Source organism: Halomonas sp. N3-2A (genome assembly GCF_002216165.1).
Classification (GTDB): Bacteria; Pseudomonadota; Gammaproteobacteria; order Pseudomonadales; family Halomonadaceae; genus Vreelandella.
On record NZ_CP022286.1, the window covers coordinates 1,348,279 to 1,366,743 of the forward strand.

Annotated in this window: 23 protein-coding genes; 4 read left to right on the forward strand and 19 right to left on the reverse strand. The window is 49.2% G+C overall.

Annotation, left to right across the window (positions count from 1 at the left end):
- Positions 1 to 8 precede the first annotated feature (8 nt).
- Positions 9 to 377, reverse strand: coding sequence for a hypothetical protein (locus tag CEK60_RS06350; protein WP_089038317.1), 369 nt, complete (start codon positions 375 to 377; stop codon positions 9 to 11).
- Positions 378 to 379: 2 nt separating this feature from the next.
- Complete coding sequence (locus CEK60_RS06355) at positions 380 to 841, reverse strand: flavodoxin domain-containing protein (RefSeq protein WP_089038318.1); 462 nt, start codon at positions 839 to 841, stop codon at positions 380 to 382.
- A gap of 142 nt (positions 842 to 983) precedes the next feature.
- Between CEK60_RS06355 and CEK60_RS06360 the strand changes: the two genes are divergently transcribed.
- Positions 984 to 1,190, forward strand: a complete 207-nt coding sequence (locus tag CEK60_RS06360; protein ID WP_038483925.1) for a DUF2788 domain-containing protein — start codon at positions 984 to 986, stop codon at positions 1,188 to 1,190.
- A gap of 129 nt (positions 1,191 to 1,319) precedes the next feature.
- Here the strand turns inward: CEK60_RS06360 and CEK60_RS06365 are convergent, their stop codons facing one another.
- From CEK60_RS06365 to CEK60_RS06420, 12 genes are all read right to left on the reverse strand, one after another.
- Positions 1,320 to 1,616, reverse strand: a complete 297-nt coding sequence (locus CEK60_RS06365) for an integration host factor subunit alpha (RefSeq protein WP_009724294.1) — start codon at positions 1,614 to 1,616, stop codon at positions 1,320 to 1,322.
- 119 nt (positions 1,617 to 1,735) lie between these two features.
- Positions 1,736 to 4,117: a phenylalanine--tRNA ligase subunit beta gene (gene pheT, locus CEK60_RS06370; protein ID WP_089038319.1), complete on the reverse strand. Its 2,382-nt coding sequence runs from the start codon at positions 4,115 to 4,117 to the stop codon at positions 1,736 to 1,738.
- Between the two features lie 26 nt (positions 4,118 to 4,143).
- Positions 4,144 to 5,163, reverse strand: a complete 1,020-nt coding sequence (pheS, locus tag CEK60_RS06375; protein ID WP_089038320.1) for a phenylalanine--tRNA ligase subunit alpha — start codon at positions 5,161 to 5,163, stop codon at positions 4,144 to 4,146.
- 157 nt (positions 5,164 to 5,320) lie between these two features.
- On the reverse strand, positions 5,321 to 5,674 hold the full coding sequence (rplT, locus tag CEK60_RS06380; protein WP_009097607.1) for a 50S ribosomal protein L20: 354 nt from the start codon (positions 5,672 to 5,674) through the stop codon (positions 5,321 to 5,323).
- Between the two features lie 57 nt (positions 5,675 to 5,731).
- Positions 5,732 to 5,926 (reverse strand): 50S ribosomal protein L35, encoded by a 195-nt coding sequence (rpmI, locus tag CEK60_RS06385; protein ID WP_009724291.1) that lies wholly within the window; start codon positions 5,924 to 5,926, stop codon positions 5,732 to 5,734.
- 81 nt (positions 5,927 to 6,007) lie between these two features.
- A complete protein-coding gene (gene infC / locus CEK60_RS06390; RefSeq protein ID WP_083003855.1) occupies positions 6,008 to 6,547 on the reverse strand; it encodes a translation initiation factor IF-3 in 540 nt (179 codons plus the stop codon).
- Positions 6,548 to 6,559: 12 nt separating this feature from the next.
- Entirely contained in the window at positions 6,560 to 8,482 is a 1,923-nt protein-coding gene (gene thrS / locus CEK60_RS06395) for a threonine--tRNA ligase (protein ID WP_089038321.1), read from the reverse strand.
- A gap of 215 nt (positions 8,483 to 8,697) precedes the next feature.
- A complete protein-coding gene (locus CEK60_RS06400; protein WP_089038322.1) occupies positions 8,698 to 9,567 on the reverse strand; it encodes an OmpA family protein in 870 nt (289 codons plus the stop codon).
- Between the two features lie 292 nt (positions 9,568 to 9,859).
- On the reverse strand, positions 9,860 to 10,327 hold the full coding sequence (locus CEK60_RS06405) for a DUF2489 domain-containing protein (RefSeq protein ID WP_089038323.1): 468 nt from the start codon (positions 10,325 to 10,327) through the stop codon (positions 9,860 to 9,862).
- 156 nt (positions 10,328 to 10,483) lie between these two features.
- On the reverse strand, positions 10,484 to 11,575 hold the full coding sequence (locus CEK60_RS06410; RefSeq protein ID WP_089038324.1) for a COX15/CtaA family protein: 1,092 nt from the start codon (positions 11,573 to 11,575) through the stop codon (positions 10,484 to 10,486).
- Between the two features lie 55 nt (positions 11,576 to 11,630).
- A complete protein-coding gene (locus CEK60_RS06415) occupies positions 11,631 to 12,137 on the reverse strand; it encodes a hypothetical protein (protein WP_089038325.1) in 507 nt (168 codons plus the stop codon).
- 10 nt (positions 12,138 to 12,147) lie between these two features.
- On the reverse strand, positions 12,148 to 12,858 hold the full coding sequence (locus CEK60_RS06420) for an SURF1 family protein (protein ID WP_089038326.1): 711 nt from the start codon (positions 12,856 to 12,858) through the stop codon (positions 12,148 to 12,150).
- Between CEK60_RS06420 and CEK60_RS06425 the strand changes: the two genes are divergently transcribed.
- The gene (locus CEK60_RS06425; RefSeq protein WP_038483896.1) at positions 12,857 to 13,048 is read left to right on the forward strand and encodes a DUF2909 domain-containing protein; all 192 of its coding nucleotides are present in this window, start codon (positions 12,857 to 12,859) and stop codon (positions 13,046 to 13,048) included. The two genes, CEK60_RS06420 and CEK60_RS06425, sit on opposite strands and share 2 nt — an antisense overlap.
- A 4-nt stretch (positions 13,049 to 13,052) precedes the next feature.
- On the opposite strand, the gene CEK60_RS06430 is transcribed toward CEK60_RS06425, so the two are convergent.
- From CEK60_RS06430 to CEK60_RS06450, 5 genes are all read right to left on the reverse strand, one after another.
- Complete coding sequence (locus tag CEK60_RS06430; protein ID WP_089038327.1) at positions 13,053 to 13,910, reverse strand: cytochrome c oxidase subunit 3; 858 nt, start codon at positions 13,908 to 13,910, stop codon at positions 13,053 to 13,055.
- The gene (locus CEK60_RS06435; RefSeq protein ID WP_089038328.1) at positions 13,907 to 14,497 is read right to left on the reverse strand and encodes a cytochrome c oxidase assembly protein; all 591 of its coding nucleotides are present in this window, start codon (positions 14,495 to 14,497) and stop codon (positions 13,907 to 13,909) included. The genes CEK60_RS06430 and CEK60_RS06435 overlap by 4 nt, the downstream gene beginning before the upstream one ends.
- 35 nt (positions 14,498 to 14,532) lie before the next feature.
- Positions 14,533 to 16,176 carry a cytochrome c oxidase subunit I gene (gene ctaD, locus CEK60_RS06440; RefSeq protein ID WP_089038329.1) on the reverse strand — a complete coding sequence of 548 codons (1,644 nt, stop codon included), beginning with the start codon at positions 16,174 to 16,176 and terminating at the stop codon, positions 14,533 to 14,535.
- A 36-nt stretch (positions 16,177 to 16,212) separates the two neighbouring features.
- Positions 16,213 to 17,328, reverse strand: coding sequence for a cytochrome c oxidase subunit II (gene coxB / locus CEK60_RS06445; protein ID WP_089038330.1), 1,116 nt, complete (start codon positions 17,326 to 17,328; stop codon positions 16,213 to 16,215).
- A gap of 125 nt (positions 17,329 to 17,453) precedes the next feature.
- A complete protein-coding gene (locus tag CEK60_RS06450; protein ID WP_089038331.1) occupies positions 17,454 to 17,627 on the reverse strand; it encodes a DUF2970 domain-containing protein in 174 nt (57 codons plus the stop codon).
- Positions 17,628 to 17,759: 132 nt separating this feature from the next.
- Between CEK60_RS06450 and CEK60_RS06455 the strand changes: the two genes are divergently transcribed.
- Both CEK60_RS06455 and CEK60_RS06460 read left to right on the forward strand, forming a co-directional pair.
- Positions 17,760 to 18,119 (forward strand): hypothetical protein, encoded by a 360-nt coding sequence (locus CEK60_RS06455; protein WP_089038332.1) that lies wholly within the window; start codon positions 17,760 to 17,762, stop codon positions 18,117 to 18,119.
- A 101-nt stretch (positions 18,120 to 18,220) separates the two neighbouring features.
- Entirely contained in the window at positions 18,221 to 18,436 is a 216-nt protein-coding gene (locus CEK60_RS06460; RefSeq protein ID WP_089038333.1) for a hypothetical protein, read from the forward strand.
- Positions 18,437 to 18,465: the final 29 nt, after the last annotated feature.

Genomic DNA, 18,465 nt, shown 5'->3' on the forward strand with positions numbered 1-18,465 from the left:
AGTGGCCTTTAATCGCGTTTTGCCCACCACAAAGAAACAGCATGAAATAGCAAACCACAGGTTGCTGCGTGGGAAATAAACACTTGCCAGCTAATCCAGTCAGTGAACAGACCATGCCATGCCCCCATTACCAGGGCACCCATCAGCAGCATAAATAGCAAGCGCTGACATAATTTCGGCAGCGCTTTTCGTGCATCAACCGACAGCATTTTCCACTGAACAGCGGCAGCACCCACCACAATGGCTAGCGCAATAAGTAACAATGCCTGGCGTGTTTCATGCCCTTCTACCATGTAACGAGGTATCGCGGCCAACATCACAATACAAAGTCCGAGGGCAACGCTAATACGCTCTGGAGAAAAAGGGACTCGCTGCATGGTTAAGCAACCTTCAGTTGCTGAGACTCAATCCACTCTTCTACCCACGGAATAGCGGCGTCATCTGCCATAAAGGTTTCCATAGCATCCACTTCCAGCCGCTCACCTAAACGCGTTGCACCATGATCCGCTAATAACGCATCGAGCGCCCTTCCCGCCCCACAGAACGTGTCTCCGTATGAGCTATCGCCCAACGCAATCAACCCATAGCGCAACGATGTCAGCGAGGGACTTTTTTCCTGCAGCCCGCGCACAAAAGAAACAAAATTCCCTGGGTAATCTCCACTGCCCGTGGTTGATACACAAAACAGCGTAAGATCTTGGCTATTGGTCAAATCGTCAATCGTCGGCTGCTCAGAAATATCAACCTTGTAGCCAGCCTGCTCAAATAACGGCTTTACTTGCTCTGCGACATCTAGCGCGCCACCGTACATTGTACCGACTAGAATCGTTAGCGTTGGCATGGCCTACTCCTCTGCAATAGTGTCGCACTGTGCTTTGTTCAGTCGACAAATACCCGATGAATTTGGTCAAATATTAACACGACTCGCAAAAACGACACACGCCTTCTCATGAGGCACTATCAATCATTTAGTAGGAAATCTTATGCAGCAGCTCTTTGAGGCATGGATAACACCGATCATGGTCGGTGGCTTAATCGTGTTTATGTGCTTTATTATTTGGGACTTAGCTAAGAAGTCCAACGCAGGGAAGTTTGGCACGATCATGCTTTTTGTCGTTCTGGGTGCTGGCATGCTGGGTTATGTCATTAAGGTAGTGATCACTTGGCTCATTGAAGGACGTGGACTTTAGTCCGAAAATTAAAAAGGAGCACCCGAAGGTACTCCTTTTCATTTGCTACCATTCTGCGCATCAGCTCAGCACAACTGCTCGACACACTCAGCCACCGATCAGTGCGTTTAAACTTCCGCCACCCGCAAGTTAGCTACTTGTATAACGCTCTACCTGCTGCTTTAGTTTTTGACCGGGACGAAAAGTAACAACGCGCCGTGCAGAAATGGGAATCTCTTCACCTGTCTTGGGGTTACGCCCCGGTCTTTCGCGCTTATCACGCAAATCGAAATTGCCGAAACCCGATAGCTTAACCTGCTCGTTTTCGCGCAAGCAGGCACGGATCTCTTCAAAAAAAGCCTCAACCATGGCTTTTGCTTCTCGCTTCGACAGCGCGAGCTCAGTGTGTAAATGTTCTGCTAGCTCTGCTTTGGTCAACGCACCCATAAGGCCCCCTCCATGTAGCAAACGCATTGCCAAGAACGTGATAAGCGTCGTGTCATGGCATTATTTAATTATTCACGTAACTATCCACCAAACCTAGTAGCAAATCCTATCCACAAATCCTATCCACGTAGCTCAGCATCTAATTCTGTTCGCACTTGCGATACGATAGAATCTACCAACAGGTTGATTTCATCGTCATTTAGCGTGCGTGATCCGTGCTGCCACGTCAAGCCCAATGCAATACTCTTACAACCATCAGCTACGCCCTTACCAGCATAGACATCAAATAGCTTAATGTCTTTTAAGTAATCGCCAGCTTGTGCTTTTGCACAATCAAGTAGCGCTTGAACCGGTATCTCTGCCTTAACAGTGAAAGCCAAGTCACGGCGAACTTCCGGATAACGTGACAGCGGCTCAAAGGCCGGGATGAGGCCCTCGCTCAGCGCATCTAAGCGAACCTCAAACATGACGGCATCAACTTTTAGCCCTAGCTTGGCTCGCACTTGAGGATGTAAGGTACCAATCCAACCGGCTGGCTGACCATTATGCAGCAGCCTTGCAGTTTGCCCAGGATGTAGCGAAGGATGCTCACCCGGCTCAAAACGCCAAGCATCCAGCGCGCCACCAAGCGCCAGTAAGCTTTCTAAATCGCCTTTTAGATCGTAAAAATCGACTTGGGCTTTAGCCCCGCACCAACCTTCAGCTTCACGACCTCCGCATACCAGCGCTCCCATCATCGGGACTTGCGAAAGGTTGTCCAAATGGCCATTAAATACCAAGCCGGTTTCAAACAGCCTGACACGGGTTTGCTGGCGGTTCAGGTTATGCTCAAGCGCACGCACTAAGCCAGGGAACAGACTGGCCCGCATCACCGACAGATCTGACGAAATCGGATTCGCCAACACTGGTGAAATAGCGTCCGGCAACATCACCGCCTGGAGATCAGGCGCAACAAAGCTGTAAGTTATCGCTTCCTGAAAACCGCGAGCTACCATTTGGTTACGCAATTGGGCTTGGGTTAGCACCGCCTCGTTAGCCGGACGTAGTGCCAAACGCGCCGCAGGGCGCCGAACAGGCAGGTTGTTGTAACCATGGACCCTAGCAATCTCTTCAATGAGATCTTCTTCGATCGACACGTCAAAACGCCAGCTTGGCGCTGTGACTGACCAGCCATCTGCCTGCTTATCAACTGCAAGCCCTAAACGCTGCAGAATGTCAGTTACATCTTCAACGGGCAGCCGCTTCGAAAGCGCGCTCTCTAAACGCGCCTCGCGCAATACAATGCTACGGGGTACTGGCAGGTGTTCGCCACTGGACGACTCAGTAACAGGGCCAGCCTGACCACCACATATCTCCATTAGAAGCTGAGTGGCACGCTCAATCGCCACACTGGCAAGCGCCGGATCAACGCCACGTTCAAATCGATGTGATGCATCCGTATGGAGACCGTAAGAACGCGCCTGCCCTGCGATAGCCAGCGGCGTAAAATAGGCAGCTTCCAAGAAAATCGTATCGGTCTTCTCACTTACCCCTGAGTTCTCGCCCCCCATAACGCCTGCCATTGCTAGAGGACCTTCATCATCAGCAATAACCAGCGTTTCAGGTCTTAGCGCTACTTCCTGACCGTCCAATAAGGTCAGGCGCTCTTCATTACGCGCCAAGCGAACGGTAATACCGCCGTGAAGGTTGTCGCGATCAAACGCATGCAACGGCTGGCCTAGCTCCAGCATCACGTAGTTAGTCACATCAACGGCAGGGTCAATGGAACGAACACCGCTACGCCGGAGACGCTCTACCATCCACAGCGGGGTTTCGACGCTAATATCGACACCTTTAATAATGCGGCCCAGGTAGCGTGGGCACTGCTCCGGCGCTTCAATACGCGCTGAAAAAGTATCGTCAATACTGGCTTCAATGGCCGCAATCTCAGGCCCACTCACCGGAAGACGATTGAGCACACCCACTTCTCGAGCCAGCCCCTTGATACTTAGGCAGTCACCACGATTCGGCGTGAGATCAACTTCAATGGTCATGTCATCGAGCTGCATATACTCTCGAAAACTTAGACCTACCGGCGCAGAGGCGGGCAGCACAAAAATCCCAGGAGACGTCTCTTCCTCAAGGCCTAGCTCTGAGGCCGAGCAAATCATTCCGCGTGACTCAACACCACGCAATTTGGCTTTTTTGATCTTAAAGTCGCCCGGCAGAATGCCACCCACCTGAGCAAACGGAATTTTTTGACCAACATCGACATTGGCAGCGCCACAAACAACCTGCACAGGCTCACCGGTACCATCATTAACAGTACATACGTTGAGCTTATCAGCATCTGGGTGCTTCTCTTTAGTCAGCACCTCTGCAACCACTACGCCACTAAACGCGGACGCAACGGCCTCGATAGCATCGACCTCAAGGCCTGCCATGGTAATTTGATCAGCAATTGCCTGCGTATCAAGCTGCGGAGCCACCCAGTCACGCAGCCACTGTTCTGAAAATTTCATATTGATTCCCGTCGTTGGCAGCGGTCTTAGGTAAATTGGCGAAGAAAACGCAGATCGTTCTCAAAGAACAAACGTAGATCATTGACACCGTAGCGCAGCATCGCAAGCCGCTCGGCGCCCATACCAAACGCAAACCCTGTGTAGCGCTCAGTATCAATGCCTGAATGCCTGAACACCTCGGGATGCACCATTCCACAGCCCATAATCTCCAACCAGCCGCTATGCGAGCAGACACGACAACCATCACCGCTACACATCACGCACTGAATATCGACCTCTGCGGAGGGCTCAGTGAATGGAAAGTAAGAGGGGCGGAAGCGCACTGAAAGATCATCGCGTTCAAAAAACGCCTGGAGAAAATCTTCAATAGTTCCCTTAAGATCTGCAAAGCTCACACCTTCGTCAACCAACAGACCTTCCACTTGGTGGAACATTGGGGTGTGGGTGAGATCTGAATCACTACGGTAGACACGACCAGGGCAAACAATGCGGATCGGCGGCTCACTACTTTTCATGGTACGTACTTGAACTGGCGATGTGTGAGTACGTAACAAGCGTGTAGCATCGAAATAGAAGGTATCTGCCATACCACGCGCAGGGTGATGAGCGGGTATATTTAGCGCTTCGAAATTATGGTAGTCATCTTCAATTTCTGGCCCTACCGCCACATCGTAGCCAATCCTGGTAAACAAGCCTTCAATACGCTCAAGCGTGCGAGTGACGGGATGCAGGCCGCCATTCTCTTGACCGCGGCCAGGCAGTGTCACGTCAATTTTTTCAGCTGCCAAGCGAGCATTAAGCGCTTCGCTTTCAAGCTGCTGACGCTTTGTATCAATTTCAGCTGCCAGGGTCTGTTTCGCCTGATTAATTTGCTCACCGGCGGCAGGACGCTCTTCTGCTGATAGCTTTCCTAAGCCTTTCAACAAGGCCGTCACTTCGCCTTTTTTACCCAAGTAACGTACGCGCAACTCATCTAGAGCAGGGACACTTTGCGCCGCATGAATAGCATCGCGAGCCTCTGACACCAGAGTAGGAAGATGGTCCATCCGATTCACTCCGAATTAAGCGATTTCCATCTCTAAAGATGGCTGGCATGTTGAAGGTGACAAAAAAACAGGGGAAGAGCGGCTGCTCTTCCCCTGCATGGGTCACACTGAAATGACCTCTGACACGTCACACTGATTTAACTCAGTGTAATGTGACTTATTGGGCAGCCTTGGCCTTTTCCACGATAGCCGCAAATGCAGCTTTCTCGTGTACTGCCAGGTCGGCCAATACTTTGCGGTCAATTTCAATACCGGCTTTCTTCAAACCGCCAACAAAGCGGCTGTAAGACATGCCATTGATGCGCGCACCAGCGTTAATACGCTGAATCCACAGAGCGCGGAATTGACGCTTGCGGTTGCGGCGGTCACGGTAAGCATACTGACCGGCTTTGATAACAGCCTGCTTGGCTACGCGGAAAACACGCGAACGGGCTCCGTAGTAACCTTTAGCCTGCTTCAATACTTTTTTATGGCGACGACGGGCAACTACGCCACGCTTAACACGAGTCATAACACACTCCTGACTTTATGACTGAGGCTAAATGCACTCAGATAAGAAAATTCGACCTTACAGATTCGGCAGCATGCGCTGAATCAGCGCTTTGTCAGAAGCATGGATCTGCTTCATACCACGCAGCTGACGCTTACGCTTGGTCGACTTCTTGGTCAAGATGTGGCTACGGAAAGACTGCTTGTGCTTGAAGCCATTAGCGGTCTTTTTAAAGCGCTTAGCAGCGCCGCTGTTGCTTTTGATTTTCGGCATGAGAAAACTCCGCTCGATATTTTTTAGAAAACCCAGGGCCGATCAGCGCTTTCACGCTGACCCGTTAGCTTCGCCGTTGGATCACTTCTTCTTCGGGGCAATAATCATGATCATCTGGCGTCCTTCCATTTTCGGGAAAGACTCTACCGCTCCGATCTCTTCCAGGTCTGCCGCGATCCGTTCCATTAGCTTACGACCAATGTCCTGGTGCGCCATTTCACGACCACGGAAGCGCAATGTGACTTTGCCCTTATCACCACCTTCAAGAAAGCGCGTCAGGTTTTTAAGCTTGACCTGATAATCGCCTTCGTCGGTGCCAGGACGGAATTTGACTTCCTTGACCTGAATTTGCTTCTGCTTTTTCTTTTGAGCCGCTTTCTGCTTCTTCGTCTCAAAAACAAATTTGCCATAATCCATAATCTTACAAACGATTGGATCGGCATTCGAAATTTGCACGAGGTCTAAACCGGCAGCTTCTGCACGCTCAAGCGCTTCGGTGGTGGGCACAACACCCAACTGTTCACCTTCAGCATCGATCAAACGTACTTCTTCTTCGGTAATTCTCTCGTTCATTGGTGGGCGCTTGTCTTGTGGACGCCCGCGCTGATTGCTTCGCTTGATTGCTCCGTCTCCTTAGGCAATTGACGATGTCGCCAGGGCTGCTCGCTCTGCACTGCAACGTTCGATGAATTCATCGACTGTCATTGTGCCGAGGTTTTCGCCGCTGCGAGTTCGCACGGCCACTGAGTCAGCTTCGACTTCCTTATCTCCCACCACAAGGAGATAGGGAACTTTCTGTAACGTATGCTCACGGATTTTAAAGCCGATCTTCTCGTTCCTCAAGTCCGCTTTAACTCGTAAGCCATTTTTTTGCAGCCGTTGCTCCAACTCAAGCGCATAATCACGCTGCGCATCAGTAATGGTCATCAACACAGCTTGCTGAGGTGCCAACCATAGCGGCATCGCACCAGCATAGTGCTCGATTAGGATTCCCAAGAACCGTTCAAAAGAACCTAAGATAGCACGATGAAGCATCACTGGGGTCTTTCGTGTCCCATCTTCATCAACGTATTGCGCGCCTAAGCGCCCTGGCAAATTGAAATCTAACTGTAGAGTACCACATTGCCAAACACGATTCAGGCAATCACGCAGAGCGAATTCAATTTTCGGGCCATAAAAAGCCCCCTCTCCTGGCTGAAGCTCCCAATCAAGCCCCGTCGCATTGAGCGCAGCCTCAAGCCCCTGCTCTGCTCGATCCCACATCTCTGCTTCGCCAAGAAAGTCCTCAGGTCGAGTTGACAGCTTGAGTTCAACATCCTCGAAACCAAGCGTTTTATAAACTTGCAGGGTAAGCGCAATGAATGCTTCCGCTTCTGCCTGAATTTGACCTTCGGTACAAAAAATATGCGCATCATCTTGAGTAAAGCCACGAACGCGCATCAGACCATGCAATGAGCCCGATGGCTCATTGCGGTGGCAGCTACCAAATTCTGCTAGACGTAACGGTAAATCGCGGTAGCTTTTCAATCCCTGATTAAATACCTGTACATGACAGGGACAGTTCATAGGCTTAACAGCATACTCACGCTTTTCTGACTCAGTGGTAAACATGAGCTCACTGTAGTGACCCCAGTGGCCCGATTTCTTCCACAACGAAAGATCCACTACTTGCGGCGTTTTAATCTCTTGATAACCATGCGCTCGCTGAATTTTGCGCATGTAATCTTCTAGCGCCTGGTACATCGTCCAGCCATTGGGGTGCCAAAAAACCATGCCTGGCGCTTCTTCTTGCAAATGGAAAAGATCCATCTTGCGTGCCAATTTGCGATGATCTCGCTTTTCGGCCTCTTCTAGGCGCTTCAAATAAGCTTTGAGCTGCTTCTTATCGCCCCATGCTGTACCGTAAATACGTGTCAGCATCGGGTTTGAGGCATCTCCACGCCAATAGGCGCCAGCTAGCTTGGTTAGCTTGAAAGCTTTCAGGTGGCGCGTATTCGGCACGTGCGGCCCGCGACACATGTCCGTGTACTCTTCATGATGATACAAACGTATTGTTGCACCCTCAGGTATATCACGGACAATTTCCTGCTTGAACGTTTCGCCACGCTCAATAAACGTTTTCATCGCCTTGTCGCGATCAACGTACTCACGCACCACGTCGTAATCACGCTCAATAAGTGATTGCATGCGTTTTTCGATGGCTTCCAAGTCGTCAGGCGTGACCGACTTGCCGAAATCAATGTCGTAATAAAAACCATCGTCAATGACTGGCCCAATGGCCATTTTGGCATCAGGGTACAGTTGCTTAACCGCATGTCCAATCAAGTGAGCACAGGAATGGCGGATAATCTCAAGCCCTTCGGGATCACGGGCGGTAATTATCGCCACTTCAGCATCTTGCTCGATCAAGTCAGCAGCATCGACCAATACACCATCAATCTTGCCAGCCACACAGGCCTTGGCCAAACCAGGGCCAATGGATTCTGCGAGCTGCATGATAGAAAGTGGTGCTTCGAACGTTCTTTGGCTGCCATCCGGCAATGTTACTATGGGCATTAAGATATTCCTTGAGCGCAGTGGTGATCCATACCAAGGATCACATTTCGCTATCAATGATCGAGAGTATTAGGTGCTTTTTGAGGGTTGCCCAGCCTACCAGAATTTAGCAGGCCGTAAAATAAAACGGGAGGCATAAGCCTCCCGTTTCGTGCTTAAAGGGCATTAATCACTGGCACAATGGCCTAACCCTTTAATGTAAAGCGATGCGTGGCTTAGTTCCACTCATCCATTTCTACACGACGGTTTTGTGCGCGCCCCGCATCGGTATCATTGCTAGCAACCGGGCGCTCTTCGCCGTAGCCAACAGCACGCATACGGTTAGCACCTACGCCACGTTGGGCAAGGTAAGCAGCAACGGATTCCGCACGACGCTGCGACAGATTTTTATTGTACTGAGCAGCACCGCGAGAGTCAGTGTGACCTTCAATGCTCACACGCACATCAGGATTATTGACCAGGCGCTCTGCAACACCGTCCAGAACACCTCGTGCTTGGGCAGTTAGCTGTGCAGAATCAAACTCAAAGTTTACGTCCTGCAACACAACGCTGTCAGGGCAACCTAGTGAGTTAACTGCAACACCTGCAGGAGTATTGGGGCACTGATCGCGATAATCCGGCACGCCGTCGTTATCAGAATCGAGCGGGCAGCCATTTGCGTTAACAGCTACACCAGCAGGCGTTCCCGGGCACTGATCACGGTAATCTGGTACACCATCACCATCGGAGTCCAGCGGGCAGCCTTCAGCATCCACTGCAACGCCTGCGGGCACTTCACCATAGCTTGGGCACTGCGGTGCTACTGGCTCAGGCGTACGGTCTGCACATAGCAGGCCACCGATCGCTGCACCAGCAGTTGCGCCAATAGCGGTATTTTCATCTTCGTCAGAATTGCCGCTCGTTGCGTAAGCAATACTGCCGCCGATAACACTGCCTGCCAATCCGCAAACGAAGGGATGTTGATACCAATCGCGATCGCTACTTGCGCTGGTTTGGCCAGATGATTGTGATGCTGAGCTGGCACAGCCTGATAAACCCACTACCAGTGCAGAACCGATTAGCAAGCCAGTCGTTGATTTTTTCATGCAAGACTCCTTCTTGATCCAATGCTGACATGGTCAAAAGACCAAATCTATCCCAATGCTTCTAATTCGCGAGAGCATCCATTTTTCGCTGCTCAGTACCATGGCAATATTGTGCTTTCACCATATGCCTGAACGTTTGCCTATGATTAACGTTTAATCACCAGAAGGCAACAATGCCGAGATATCAACTTCTTGCCAATACCGACATTTTCAGCATAGCAAAATTGACGCCATAAGCGTCAAAAAAACATAGGTTATCGTACTTATAGCCCCCTATGCTCGTTAAACAGGGTTAATGAAGTCCCATAGATCCTTTGGACCTCCAGTCAATTACCTTTTTTGCTGCCTCAAGTACGGCTGGACGCATATCGTCCTCAACAGCAATACGCTCTTTATCTTCTTGCATTCGCTCTCGTGGCGTCAATTGCTTACGTGCGGAGTGAGTTTTTAAATGCCGAGTACGATTGTACACCTCTGCAAACGCTTGAAAGTCTGGACGCTCTGTTAGGCTAGAATCAATAATCTCAAGCAACACTTTGCATCGCCAAGCCCCTTCTGTAATGTCGACTTGCTCTTGCACCAGCGCGCTAACGACAAAATCAAGATTTTCCAGGCTGTTTTGATGGGCACGACGCTCTTCGTCCAGCCGAAACGCTTCTCGACGCTTAACCTCTTGGCGAAGTTTATAGGCATAAAAACCAAGGGCTGCAACGACAATAATTGCAACGATGAATAACAACAACGCTCCTGTGGAACTCATAACGCTCCTTTCACAACGGAGAGGTAGAAAGCTTGACGATAATTGTACACCCTATTTCCCCAACGATACCACTTTCACAATTTTTTCATCTTTGTTACAGCACAACAACAAATAGCCTCTATTGTTTTTGACTCAGCAAAACCTCTAGTTACCACCTTACGTCAAGAGAACCCGAGATGACTTTAGATCATTCACCTCATTAAGATACTGATTATAAGGATATTTCCAACACCAAACAGCCCACCCCATACACAAGGTCAAGGCAACCGCTCCAGCGGTATGTAACAGAGCCAGCCATAGTGGAAGCCACAACAACACATTAGCAATGCCAAGCGCGACTTGGGCAAAATAAGCAATTACCACCAAGGTGAGCGCTCGCCCGACAGACGCAGCCGTACGATATCGCCACCATAGCGCCAACAAGACAATACCGAGTGCAAGCGCTCCAATACGATGCATAACGTGAATTGCAGTACGTGCATCGGCATGTAGCTGGCCATGTAAATAATTAGGGCCGACCGTTTGTGTTAGGTGGAAGCCTTCACTTATATCCATTTCTGGCCACCACTGCGTATTGCAGGTCGGGAATCCTTGGCAGGCAATACCTGCATAATTGCTGGATACCCAGCCACCTAAAGCAAGCTGCACAACTAATATCAACACGCCGATTACCCAGAGCGCATTAGCACTCTTAAATGGAGAGGTATAACGTGTGGAAAAAGAAGCATGGTCGATAGAGGTAGGTACAGGCCTTGTCAAGCTGAGCCGAATTCGCAGATGCACCCAAAAAAACAGCATCAGCACACTTAGCCCACCCAACAAATGCAAAGTAACCACTTGTGGCCAAAGCTTTAGCGTCACTGTAAAAGCGCCAAACGCACCTTGAAGCAGAATAACAACGAGCAAGGCAATACTTACTTTCCATGGAAACCCTGGACGCTTGCGCAATGAAAAACCTAGCGCCACTACGCTTAGAACGATAAGCCCTAAAAAACTTGCTACATACCGATGAGCCATCTCTACCCATGCTTTAAAAGGCACAAGAGGTACATCAGGATGTTGTAGAGCAGCATGCTCGGCATCCGGGACTAACAGCCGCCCATAACAGCCTGGCCAGTCTGGGCACCCCAAACCAGCGTCAACTAAGCGCGTCCATGCGCCAACTAGAATCACTAACGCTGTAAGCACAGTGCCGACCAAGGTTAAACGTTTCAGCCATTGTAAGCGCCGCTCAGTAGAATATGGCACGTTGCTTCCTTACGACCTGCGAGGTCGAGCATGCAGAGTAACGGTATATTGTTTGCTATAGCGGATTAACCTTAAACAAATGACGTATATCATCGAGAATATCAGCTGCTGGCACTGCATTATTAAATGACAACGCTGGCCTGCCGAAAGGATCCATTAGCCAGACGCTATTTTCTTCTCGCCATGCAGGTTCTGCCAGCCAACGACTAACCTTTTCACCTGGAAGCTCTTGTGCACTCCCGCCTATTCGTAGTCGCTCTAACCGAGGGGCTTCTCGACCCAACGCTCGATGCAGACGCCACAATTCATCCATGCGCTCATCACAGAGAGAAGTACAGTCAAACACGAGTGTCCATGCATCATTTTTTTCGGGTTGAGCGCTCAGAGGCCAATCATCTAGCACTGGTACGCTGACATGCACTTGACCATGGGCAGTATCTTCACTAGGTATGCCTATTTGCCATGTCAACATCATCCACGCAGTAACAATAGGCGCCGCGAATGCTGCAAATATCAGCAACAACTTAACTCGCGGATAACGAACTGGCTGGCGTTGCTCCATGCTTTTCCCCTCAGCAACCTGTAAGGCTATCTTTTGTAAGACTATCTTTGCGCAGGCGACGTCCCCCCAACACCATGACCACTGTCGCAGCAAGTGCCAACCCCCACCATTGGAAAGCATAGCCAAGATGGCGACTAGGAGGCATCACGCTAGCTTCCCACCAGGGCGTAAACACCCCCTCACCCTGGTCAGCATGTAGCCAGCCGGTGTAAGTGAAGGCCGGCAATGTTGATTCCCACGGGGTTAAACTGATCTGCTGCAGCCTTACCCCTTCCTTGTTTTTGCCATATAGCGGTCCACCGGATCGCGCAACCTGCCACTCACCTGAAACGGATACGCTGCCCTCTGGAGTATCCGCTTGCGGCGCCGCCCTACTTGGCCCTGTCTCAATAAATCCCCGCTGAATAAGCCACAACTGATCAAAACTGTCTCGGAAAGGGGTTAACACAGCCACGCCCAGACGCCCATCTACAATGCGGTTATCCAGATAAAGCGTGTGATTAGCGAGGTACTCTCCTTGCAAATGCAGCTCAGATCCATCTTCTGGCATAGCAGTAGGCGATTTGACCAAAGGCGCTGCCTGACGAGCGGCTAACAAAACTCGCTTGTCAGCGGCACGCTCCCACTGCCATAGTCCTAGGAAGATACCTAGCGAAACTAATACGCCCCAAAACACACACCAGACGTATAGACGTTGCGACCCAAAAGAGGTTTTCGTCATGTGGTTAAAGCTGCTCATTGGCCTAGTTTTTATTGGAATAGTCGCTAGTTTAGCGGCTGGCGCAGGTTTTTTATTAAAGGATGACAGCAGCTCGCGACGGCTACTAGCATCCCTTAAATGGCGCATTGGGTTAACATGTCTACTCATGGCCTTATTAGTGTTTGGCTTCTGGTCGGGAGATTTAGGCTAATTGATTAGAAAACGTATACAAAAATAAATAACCCAACCCATACAACATCTACAAAGTGCCAATACCAACAAGATGCTTCAAAACCAAAATGATGATCTTGGGCAAAGTGCCCTTTATGTATACGTATCAGCATACTGGTTAAAATTAACGTACCTATAATGACATGAACGCCGTGAAAGCCCGTTAGAATAAAGAAAGTAGCGCCGAAGATTCCTGCCTCAAGCGTAATACCATAATGGTTATACGCTTCATAATATTCGACGCCCTGAATCATAATAAAACAGCAGCCCAGCAATACAGTACCTGCCAGCCAGTTTCTGCACGTCTTACGCTCGCCTAATTTCAAAGCTTCATGTGCAACCGTCAAAGTAATGCTCGACGTTACCAAAATTAGTGTATTGACGAGCGGCAATTGCCATGGACTTAAGACACTATCCGGGCCAGCCACCGACGAATCAGGAGGGTTTAACAACGGCCACTGAGCGACAAAATCAGGCCAAAGTAACGCAGAAACACCTTTTGCTCCTTCACCACCTAACCAGGGTATAGCAAACGTTCTAACGTAAAATAAGGCGCCAAAAAATGCGGCAAAAAACATCACTTCCGAAAAAATAAACCAGCCCATCCCCCATCGAAACGAGCGATCCATTTGGGCATCGTACAATCCGCTCATTGACTCGTGAATAACATCTCTGAACCAAAAGCCCATGACGGTAATTACACAAGCCATACCGATTAGCATGAACGGGGTACCCGTGTCGTACACAAGCTTAATTCCTGTACCCACCATCATAGCCCCGAGCGCCAGCGAGCCTAGAATAGGCCATCGACTCTTTGCAGGAACATAGTAGCCGCCACTCATATCGAATCCCCTATCGTTTTGTTGTCATTCTTCGAGATGTCTTTTACTAAGTGATGAACCGGGTACAAGGTATACACCAGCGTTATCGTATTAATATCCTCAGGAAGGTCACGCGCTAGCTGGAATATCAGAGGAATCGTCAAGCGCTCATCCCCTTGAAGCTGCTGCTCTTGGAAACAGAAACAGCTTATTTTTCTTAAATGCGTCGTAGCACTTGAAGGAGAGACGCTAGGTACAGCTCGCCCCCAACTTTCGACATGACTGTTGTTGGTAAACGTAAAATCAACTTCAGCTGTTTGGCCTGGGTGGACACGCATTTGGCGGTTTTCGACGCTCATTCGCCATGGTAACCCCGCGCCACCTCGGGTAATGAACTGCACGGTGATATAGCGGGACTGATCAACTTCTTCATGAATAATGGCTTTAGCCGTTGTATCCACTTTGCCATTAAGGCCCGTCACACTACAAAACACGTCATAAAGAGGGACCAGTGCGAATGCAAAGGCAAACATCCCAATTAACGCCGCTACTGTACGAATGACTGTCCGTTTAACCCCAACTGATTGCACCGTATCATTGACTGCCATATATCCCCCTAGACCATTCACTGATGGACAGCTAATTAGTCATGATGATGGGTACGGTTAAATACTGGCGGTGTTTCAAAGGTGTGCAACGGTGCCGGACTGGGGACGCTCCACTCTAGGTCTTCTGCGCCTTCCCAAGCTTTTGCAGATGCTTTTTTACCTCCTCTTACACACATCACCACAACCAATACAAACATCAGCTGTGACGCTCCAAAAAAGAAGGCACCAATGCTGGAGAGCAAATTAAAATCTGCAAATTGTAATGCATAGTCGGGAATACGCCTTGGCATGCCCGCCAAGCCTGCGAAATGCATAGGGAAAAACGTTAGATTAACGCCAACAATAGAGCACCAGAAATGGCATTGAGCAAGTCGCTCGTTAGGATAATAACCTGTCCATTTGGGTAGCCAATAATAGACACCAGCCATAATGGCAAAAATAGCACCAGGTACTAGCACATAATGAAAATGCGCTACGACAAAATAGGTATCGTGGTATTGGAAATCCGCAGGTGCAATGGCCAACATTAGTCCTGAGAAACCGCCGATGGTGAATAGAACCACGAAAGCCAAAGCAAACAGCATGGGCGGTTCAAAACTGATCGAGCCACGAAACAGCGTGGTCACCCAATTAAATACTTTCACGCCTGTGGGCACGGCGATCAGCATGGTCGAGTACATGAAAAATAGCTCCGCTGTTAGCGGAAGACCGACGATAAACATATGGTGTGCCCACACTAAAAATGACAGCAGCGCGATAGCTGCCGTGGCATACACCATAGACGCGTATCCAAACAACGGCTTACGCGCGAAGGTAGGAATAATGGCTGAGACAATACCAAAAGCCGGCAAAATCATGATGTAAACTTCAGGATGGCCAAAGAACCAAAATAAGTGCTGGAAAAGCACTGGATCGCCGCCGCCCGCAGCGTCAAAGAAACTGGTACCGAAGTTAATATCCATCAGCATCATGGTAATAACGCCCGCTAGTACAGGCATTACCGCAATCAATAGAAAAGCCGTAATTAACCATGTCCATACGAACAGCGGCATATCCATCATGCGCATTCCAGGTGCGCGCATATTCAGAATGGTCGCAATAATATTTATAGCCCCAAGAATCGAGCTAATACCTGCAATGTGCAGAGCTAAAATAAAGAATGTTGTGGAGGCAGGTGCGTAAGTCGTCGATAATGGCGCATAAAATGTCCAGCCAAAATTGGGCCCACCGCCCGGCATGAATAGCGTAGAAAGTAGCAATGTAAACGCCACCGGAAGCAGCCAGAAACTAAAGTTATTAAGCCTGGGCAGCGCCATATCCGGCGCACCAATCTGAAGCGGAATCATCCAATTGGCTAGCCCAGTAAACGCTGGCATTACCGCAGCAAACACCATGATTAATCCATGCATGGTGGTCATTTGGTTGAAAAATTCTGGCTCTATAAGCTGCAAACCAGGTTGAAATAGCTCAGCTCTCACGACTAGGGCAAATATGCCTCCAACAAAAAACATGGTGAGAGAAAAAATCAGGTACAGAGAACCAATTTCTTTATGGTTGGTTGTCAGAACCCATCGCAGTATCCCTTTGGGCTGAGCCGCATGGTCGTGATGAGAATGACCGCCAGCCGCTGCAGTAGAGCTATGTTGCAGCGAGTGTTGAGGAGGTAGTTTGGGCGCCATGAGCATCTCCGCCTGATTTATTGTTAGTACCTTAAATTATTGTGCAATACGTTCGGCCACCGTAGCTGGCTGCACCACATCACCTGTCTCATTGCCCCAAGCATTGCGGGTATAAGTAACAACAGCGGCTATTTCGACAGGATTTAACGTACTGCGGAATGCCGGCATAGCAGCGCCAGAAACACCGTTAATAACCCGATTCAGGTGCCAATCTAAATCACTAATCAGTTGATTATTGTTGGCTAGTGCAGGAAATGCGGGTGGCGCCCCCTGACCTTCGCTTTGGTGACAGGCAGAACAGATAGTCTGATAAACGGTCTCTCCCCGCGCCATCAAATCCTCCATCTCCCACTCCCGGTCAACCCCCATAGCCTCTTGCTCTGCGGCTTCTTTACGTTCTGCCAACCATGCCTCGAACTCTTCTTCTTCCATCGCATGCACAACCACTGGCATAAACCCGTGGTTAACGCCGCAAAGCTCAGCACATTGGCCACGATAGATGCCCGGTTCATTAATTTTCACCCAATTCTCATTGATGAACCCAGGAATCGTATCCTGCTTAACGGCTAGTTCAGGCACCCACCAAGAGTGAATAACGTCATCCGACGTCATTAAAAAACGCACTTTACGATTGATCGGCAGTACCAATGGCTCATCTACGTCTAACAAATAGTGTTCATCTCTCGCTTTTTCTCCACGAATTTGTTCAGTTGGTGTACTCATATTGGAGGTAAACGCAACATCTTCACCAAGGTACTCGTAGCGCCAGCGCCATTGTTGGCCAGTAATCATCACATCTAGATCAGCTTCTGAAGCGTCGTACATACTCTTCAACGTCGCCGTTGCGGGCACGGCCATTCCAACCAAAATCAGAATAGGAATAGCGGTCCAAAGAATTTCTACGGAGGTATGCTCATGAAAATTCGCCGCTTTTTCCCCTTTTGAGTGTCTGTATTTAAATAGTGAGTAAAACATCACCCCAAACACAATCACCCCAATGACCACGCATACCCAAAAAATCGCCATATGCAGACCAAAAATATCTTGGCTGATATCGGTGACCCCAACAGGCATATTCCAGCTATTAGCATGAGCTTGAGTGATACTGAAGGCACTGGTAATGGTTAGCAGCCATTGCCACGATAGATGCATAGGAACCTCCGTTATTATTGTTGTTCTCGCCAACCTTTTTATTAGGTCAGGATTAACTGATTAACGTCAGTATAGAAAACATGTGGCATTCGTCACGAACAACTATCGTGAGGTGTATCAACGCTTCATCGCGACGCAATCACTGCAATCCCGACCAAGATCAGAACAAATACGAGCGTGATTACAATTCCCGTCACAATAAAGGCCGCGGGGTTACCGCTAGAAAAATCCTGTTGCCGCTTGAGGTCATTTTGTACGCCTAGCAGTGCTGACAGTACTGATTTAACGACTGACCACATTGCGCCTCTCCTCGTTATCACGTATTGCGTCGCCTAAATGAACAACTCTTCTGCAGAGCTTTAGCTATAGTTGAAGATAGGAGAACCTGTGAAGAATGCCTCACAAATTGAAAAACTCGATAGGAACCTACTATGGACCATACAAACAAAAAGCAGCCCTCATCCATCAACGACACGAACCAAGATATCGCAGCTTGGTGGCAGCATTACTGCCTATTGAGCACCATGCCAATGGTGCGTTGTCAGATTGCGTGGCTTGAGAGCGTGACAGAAGCCATGCAGCTGGAAGCTGAGCTTTTCCAAGCTATCGCTAAAAGTAGCGAAAAACTGACGCTATGCCTGACTGATGGCAAAGAAAATTGCAGCGCTAAGGAACTCACTGAGCATTACCAAGAAATGGTCAAAACGCTTACCGATGCTAATCTTGAGCGTTTTGCTAAGGTATCTCAGCTTTCCCATGAGTTTCGACGTAGCCTTTGGGAAGAAATCTAACAAATCTAACAATTTGGGATTAAGCTTGCGACTTACTGTCGTGCCATTCACACTACGCACGCTTTGCTAAGAGCAGCTTTTGACTGGTGATGGAGCCTAATATGCCCAAATGTCGTGGATTTATTTCGTTGTTCTCGTTAATAACCGTGGTCTTAGTATCGTTGACTGGCTGCACAACTTACACTTGGCCGGATGGCTCGCAAGAGACTGTGCTTGGCGTGCCCCCAGAAGAAGAAAACCGGCGTTATGAAGAGCAGCGTGCCGACGGAGTACGCTATCGCGTGCCAGGTAAAATACCTGAAGAGCAAACGCAATGACCTTCTTCGATCTGGCTTCTCTTTAAACG

Bases quoted from the DNA above. Each gene is read 5' to 3' on its own strand.
- CEK60_RS06425 (WP_038483896.1), top strand. From the start codon at position 12,857: ATGTGGTTAAAGCTGCTCATTGGCCTAGTTTTTATTGGAATAGTCGCT.
- CEK60_RS06435 (WP_089038328.1), bottom strand. From the start codon at position 14,497: ATGGCAGTCAATGATACGGTGCAATCAGTTGGGGTTAAACGGACAGTC.
- pheT (WP_089038319.1), bottom strand. From the start codon at position 4,117: ATGAAATTTTCAGAACAGTGGCTGCGTGACTGGGTGGCTCCGCAGCTT.
- CEK60_RS06365 (WP_009724294.1), bottom strand. From the start codon at position 1,616: ATGGGTGCGTTGACCAAAGCAGAGCTAGCAGAACATTTACACACTGAG.
- CEK60_RS06350 (WP_089038317.1), bottom strand. From the start codon at position 377: ATGCAGCGAGTCCCTTTTTCTCCAGAGCGTATTAGCGTTGCCCTCGGA.
- CEK60_RS06405 (WP_089038323.1), bottom strand. From the start codon at position 10,327: ATGAGTTCCACAGGAGCGTTGTTGTTATTCATCGTTGCAATTATTGTC.
- rpmI (WP_009724291.1), bottom strand. From the start codon at position 5,926: ATGCCGAAAATCAAAAGCAACAGCGGCGCTGCTAAGCGCTTTAAAAAG.
- CEK60_RS06460 (WP_089038333.1), top strand. From the start codon at position 18,221: ATGCCCAAATGTCGTGGATTTATTTCGTTGTTCTCGTTAATAACCGTG.
- CEK60_RS06430 (WP_089038327.1), bottom strand. From the start codon at position 13,910: ATGAGTGGCGGCTACTATGTTCCTGCAAAGAGTCGATGGCCTATTCTA.
- CEK60_RS06360 (WP_038483925.1), top strand. From the start codon at position 984: ATGCAGCAGCTCTTTGAGGCATGGATAACACCGATCATGGTCGGTGGC.
- CEK60_RS06415 (WP_089038325.1), bottom strand. From the start codon at position 12,137: ATGGAGCAACGCCAGCCAGTTCGTTATCCGCGAGTTAAGTTGTTGCTG.
- CEK60_RS06455 (WP_089038332.1), top strand. From the start codon at position 17,760: ATGGACCATACAAACAAAAAGCAGCCCTCATCCATCAACGACACGAAC.
- coxB (WP_089038330.1), bottom strand. From the start codon at position 17,328: ATGCATCTATCGTGGCAATGGCTGCTAACCATTACCAGTGCCTTCAGT.
- thrS (WP_089038321.1), bottom strand. From the start codon at position 8,482: ATGCCCATAGTAACATTGCCGGATGGCAGCCAAAGAACGTTCGAAGCA.
- CEK60_RS06420 (WP_089038326.1), bottom strand. From the start codon at position 12,858: ATGACGAAAACCTCTTTTGGGTCGCAACGTCTATACGTCTGGTGTGTG.
- CEK60_RS06355 (WP_089038318.1), bottom strand. From the start codon at position 841: ATGCCAACGCTAACGATTCTAGTCGGTACAATGTACGGTGGCGCGCTA.
- ctaD (WP_089038329.1), bottom strand. From the start codon at position 16,176: ATGGCGCCCAAACTACCTCCTCAACACTCGCTGCAACATAGCTCTACT.
- pheS (WP_089038320.1), bottom strand. From the start codon at position 5,163: ATGGACCATCTTCCTACTCTGGTGTCAGAGGCTCGCGATGCTATTCAT.
- rplT (WP_009097607.1), bottom strand. From the start codon at position 5,674: ATGACTCGTGTTAAGCGTGGCGTAGTTGCCCGTCGTCGCCATAAAAAA.
- CEK60_RS06400 (WP_089038322.1), bottom strand. From the start codon at position 9,567: ATGAAAAAATCAACGACTGGCTTGCTAATCGGTTCTGCACTGGTAGTG.
- CEK60_RS06450 (WP_089038331.1), bottom strand. From the start codon at position 17,627: ATGTGGTCAGTCGTTAAATCAGTACTGTCAGCACTGCTAGGCGTACAA.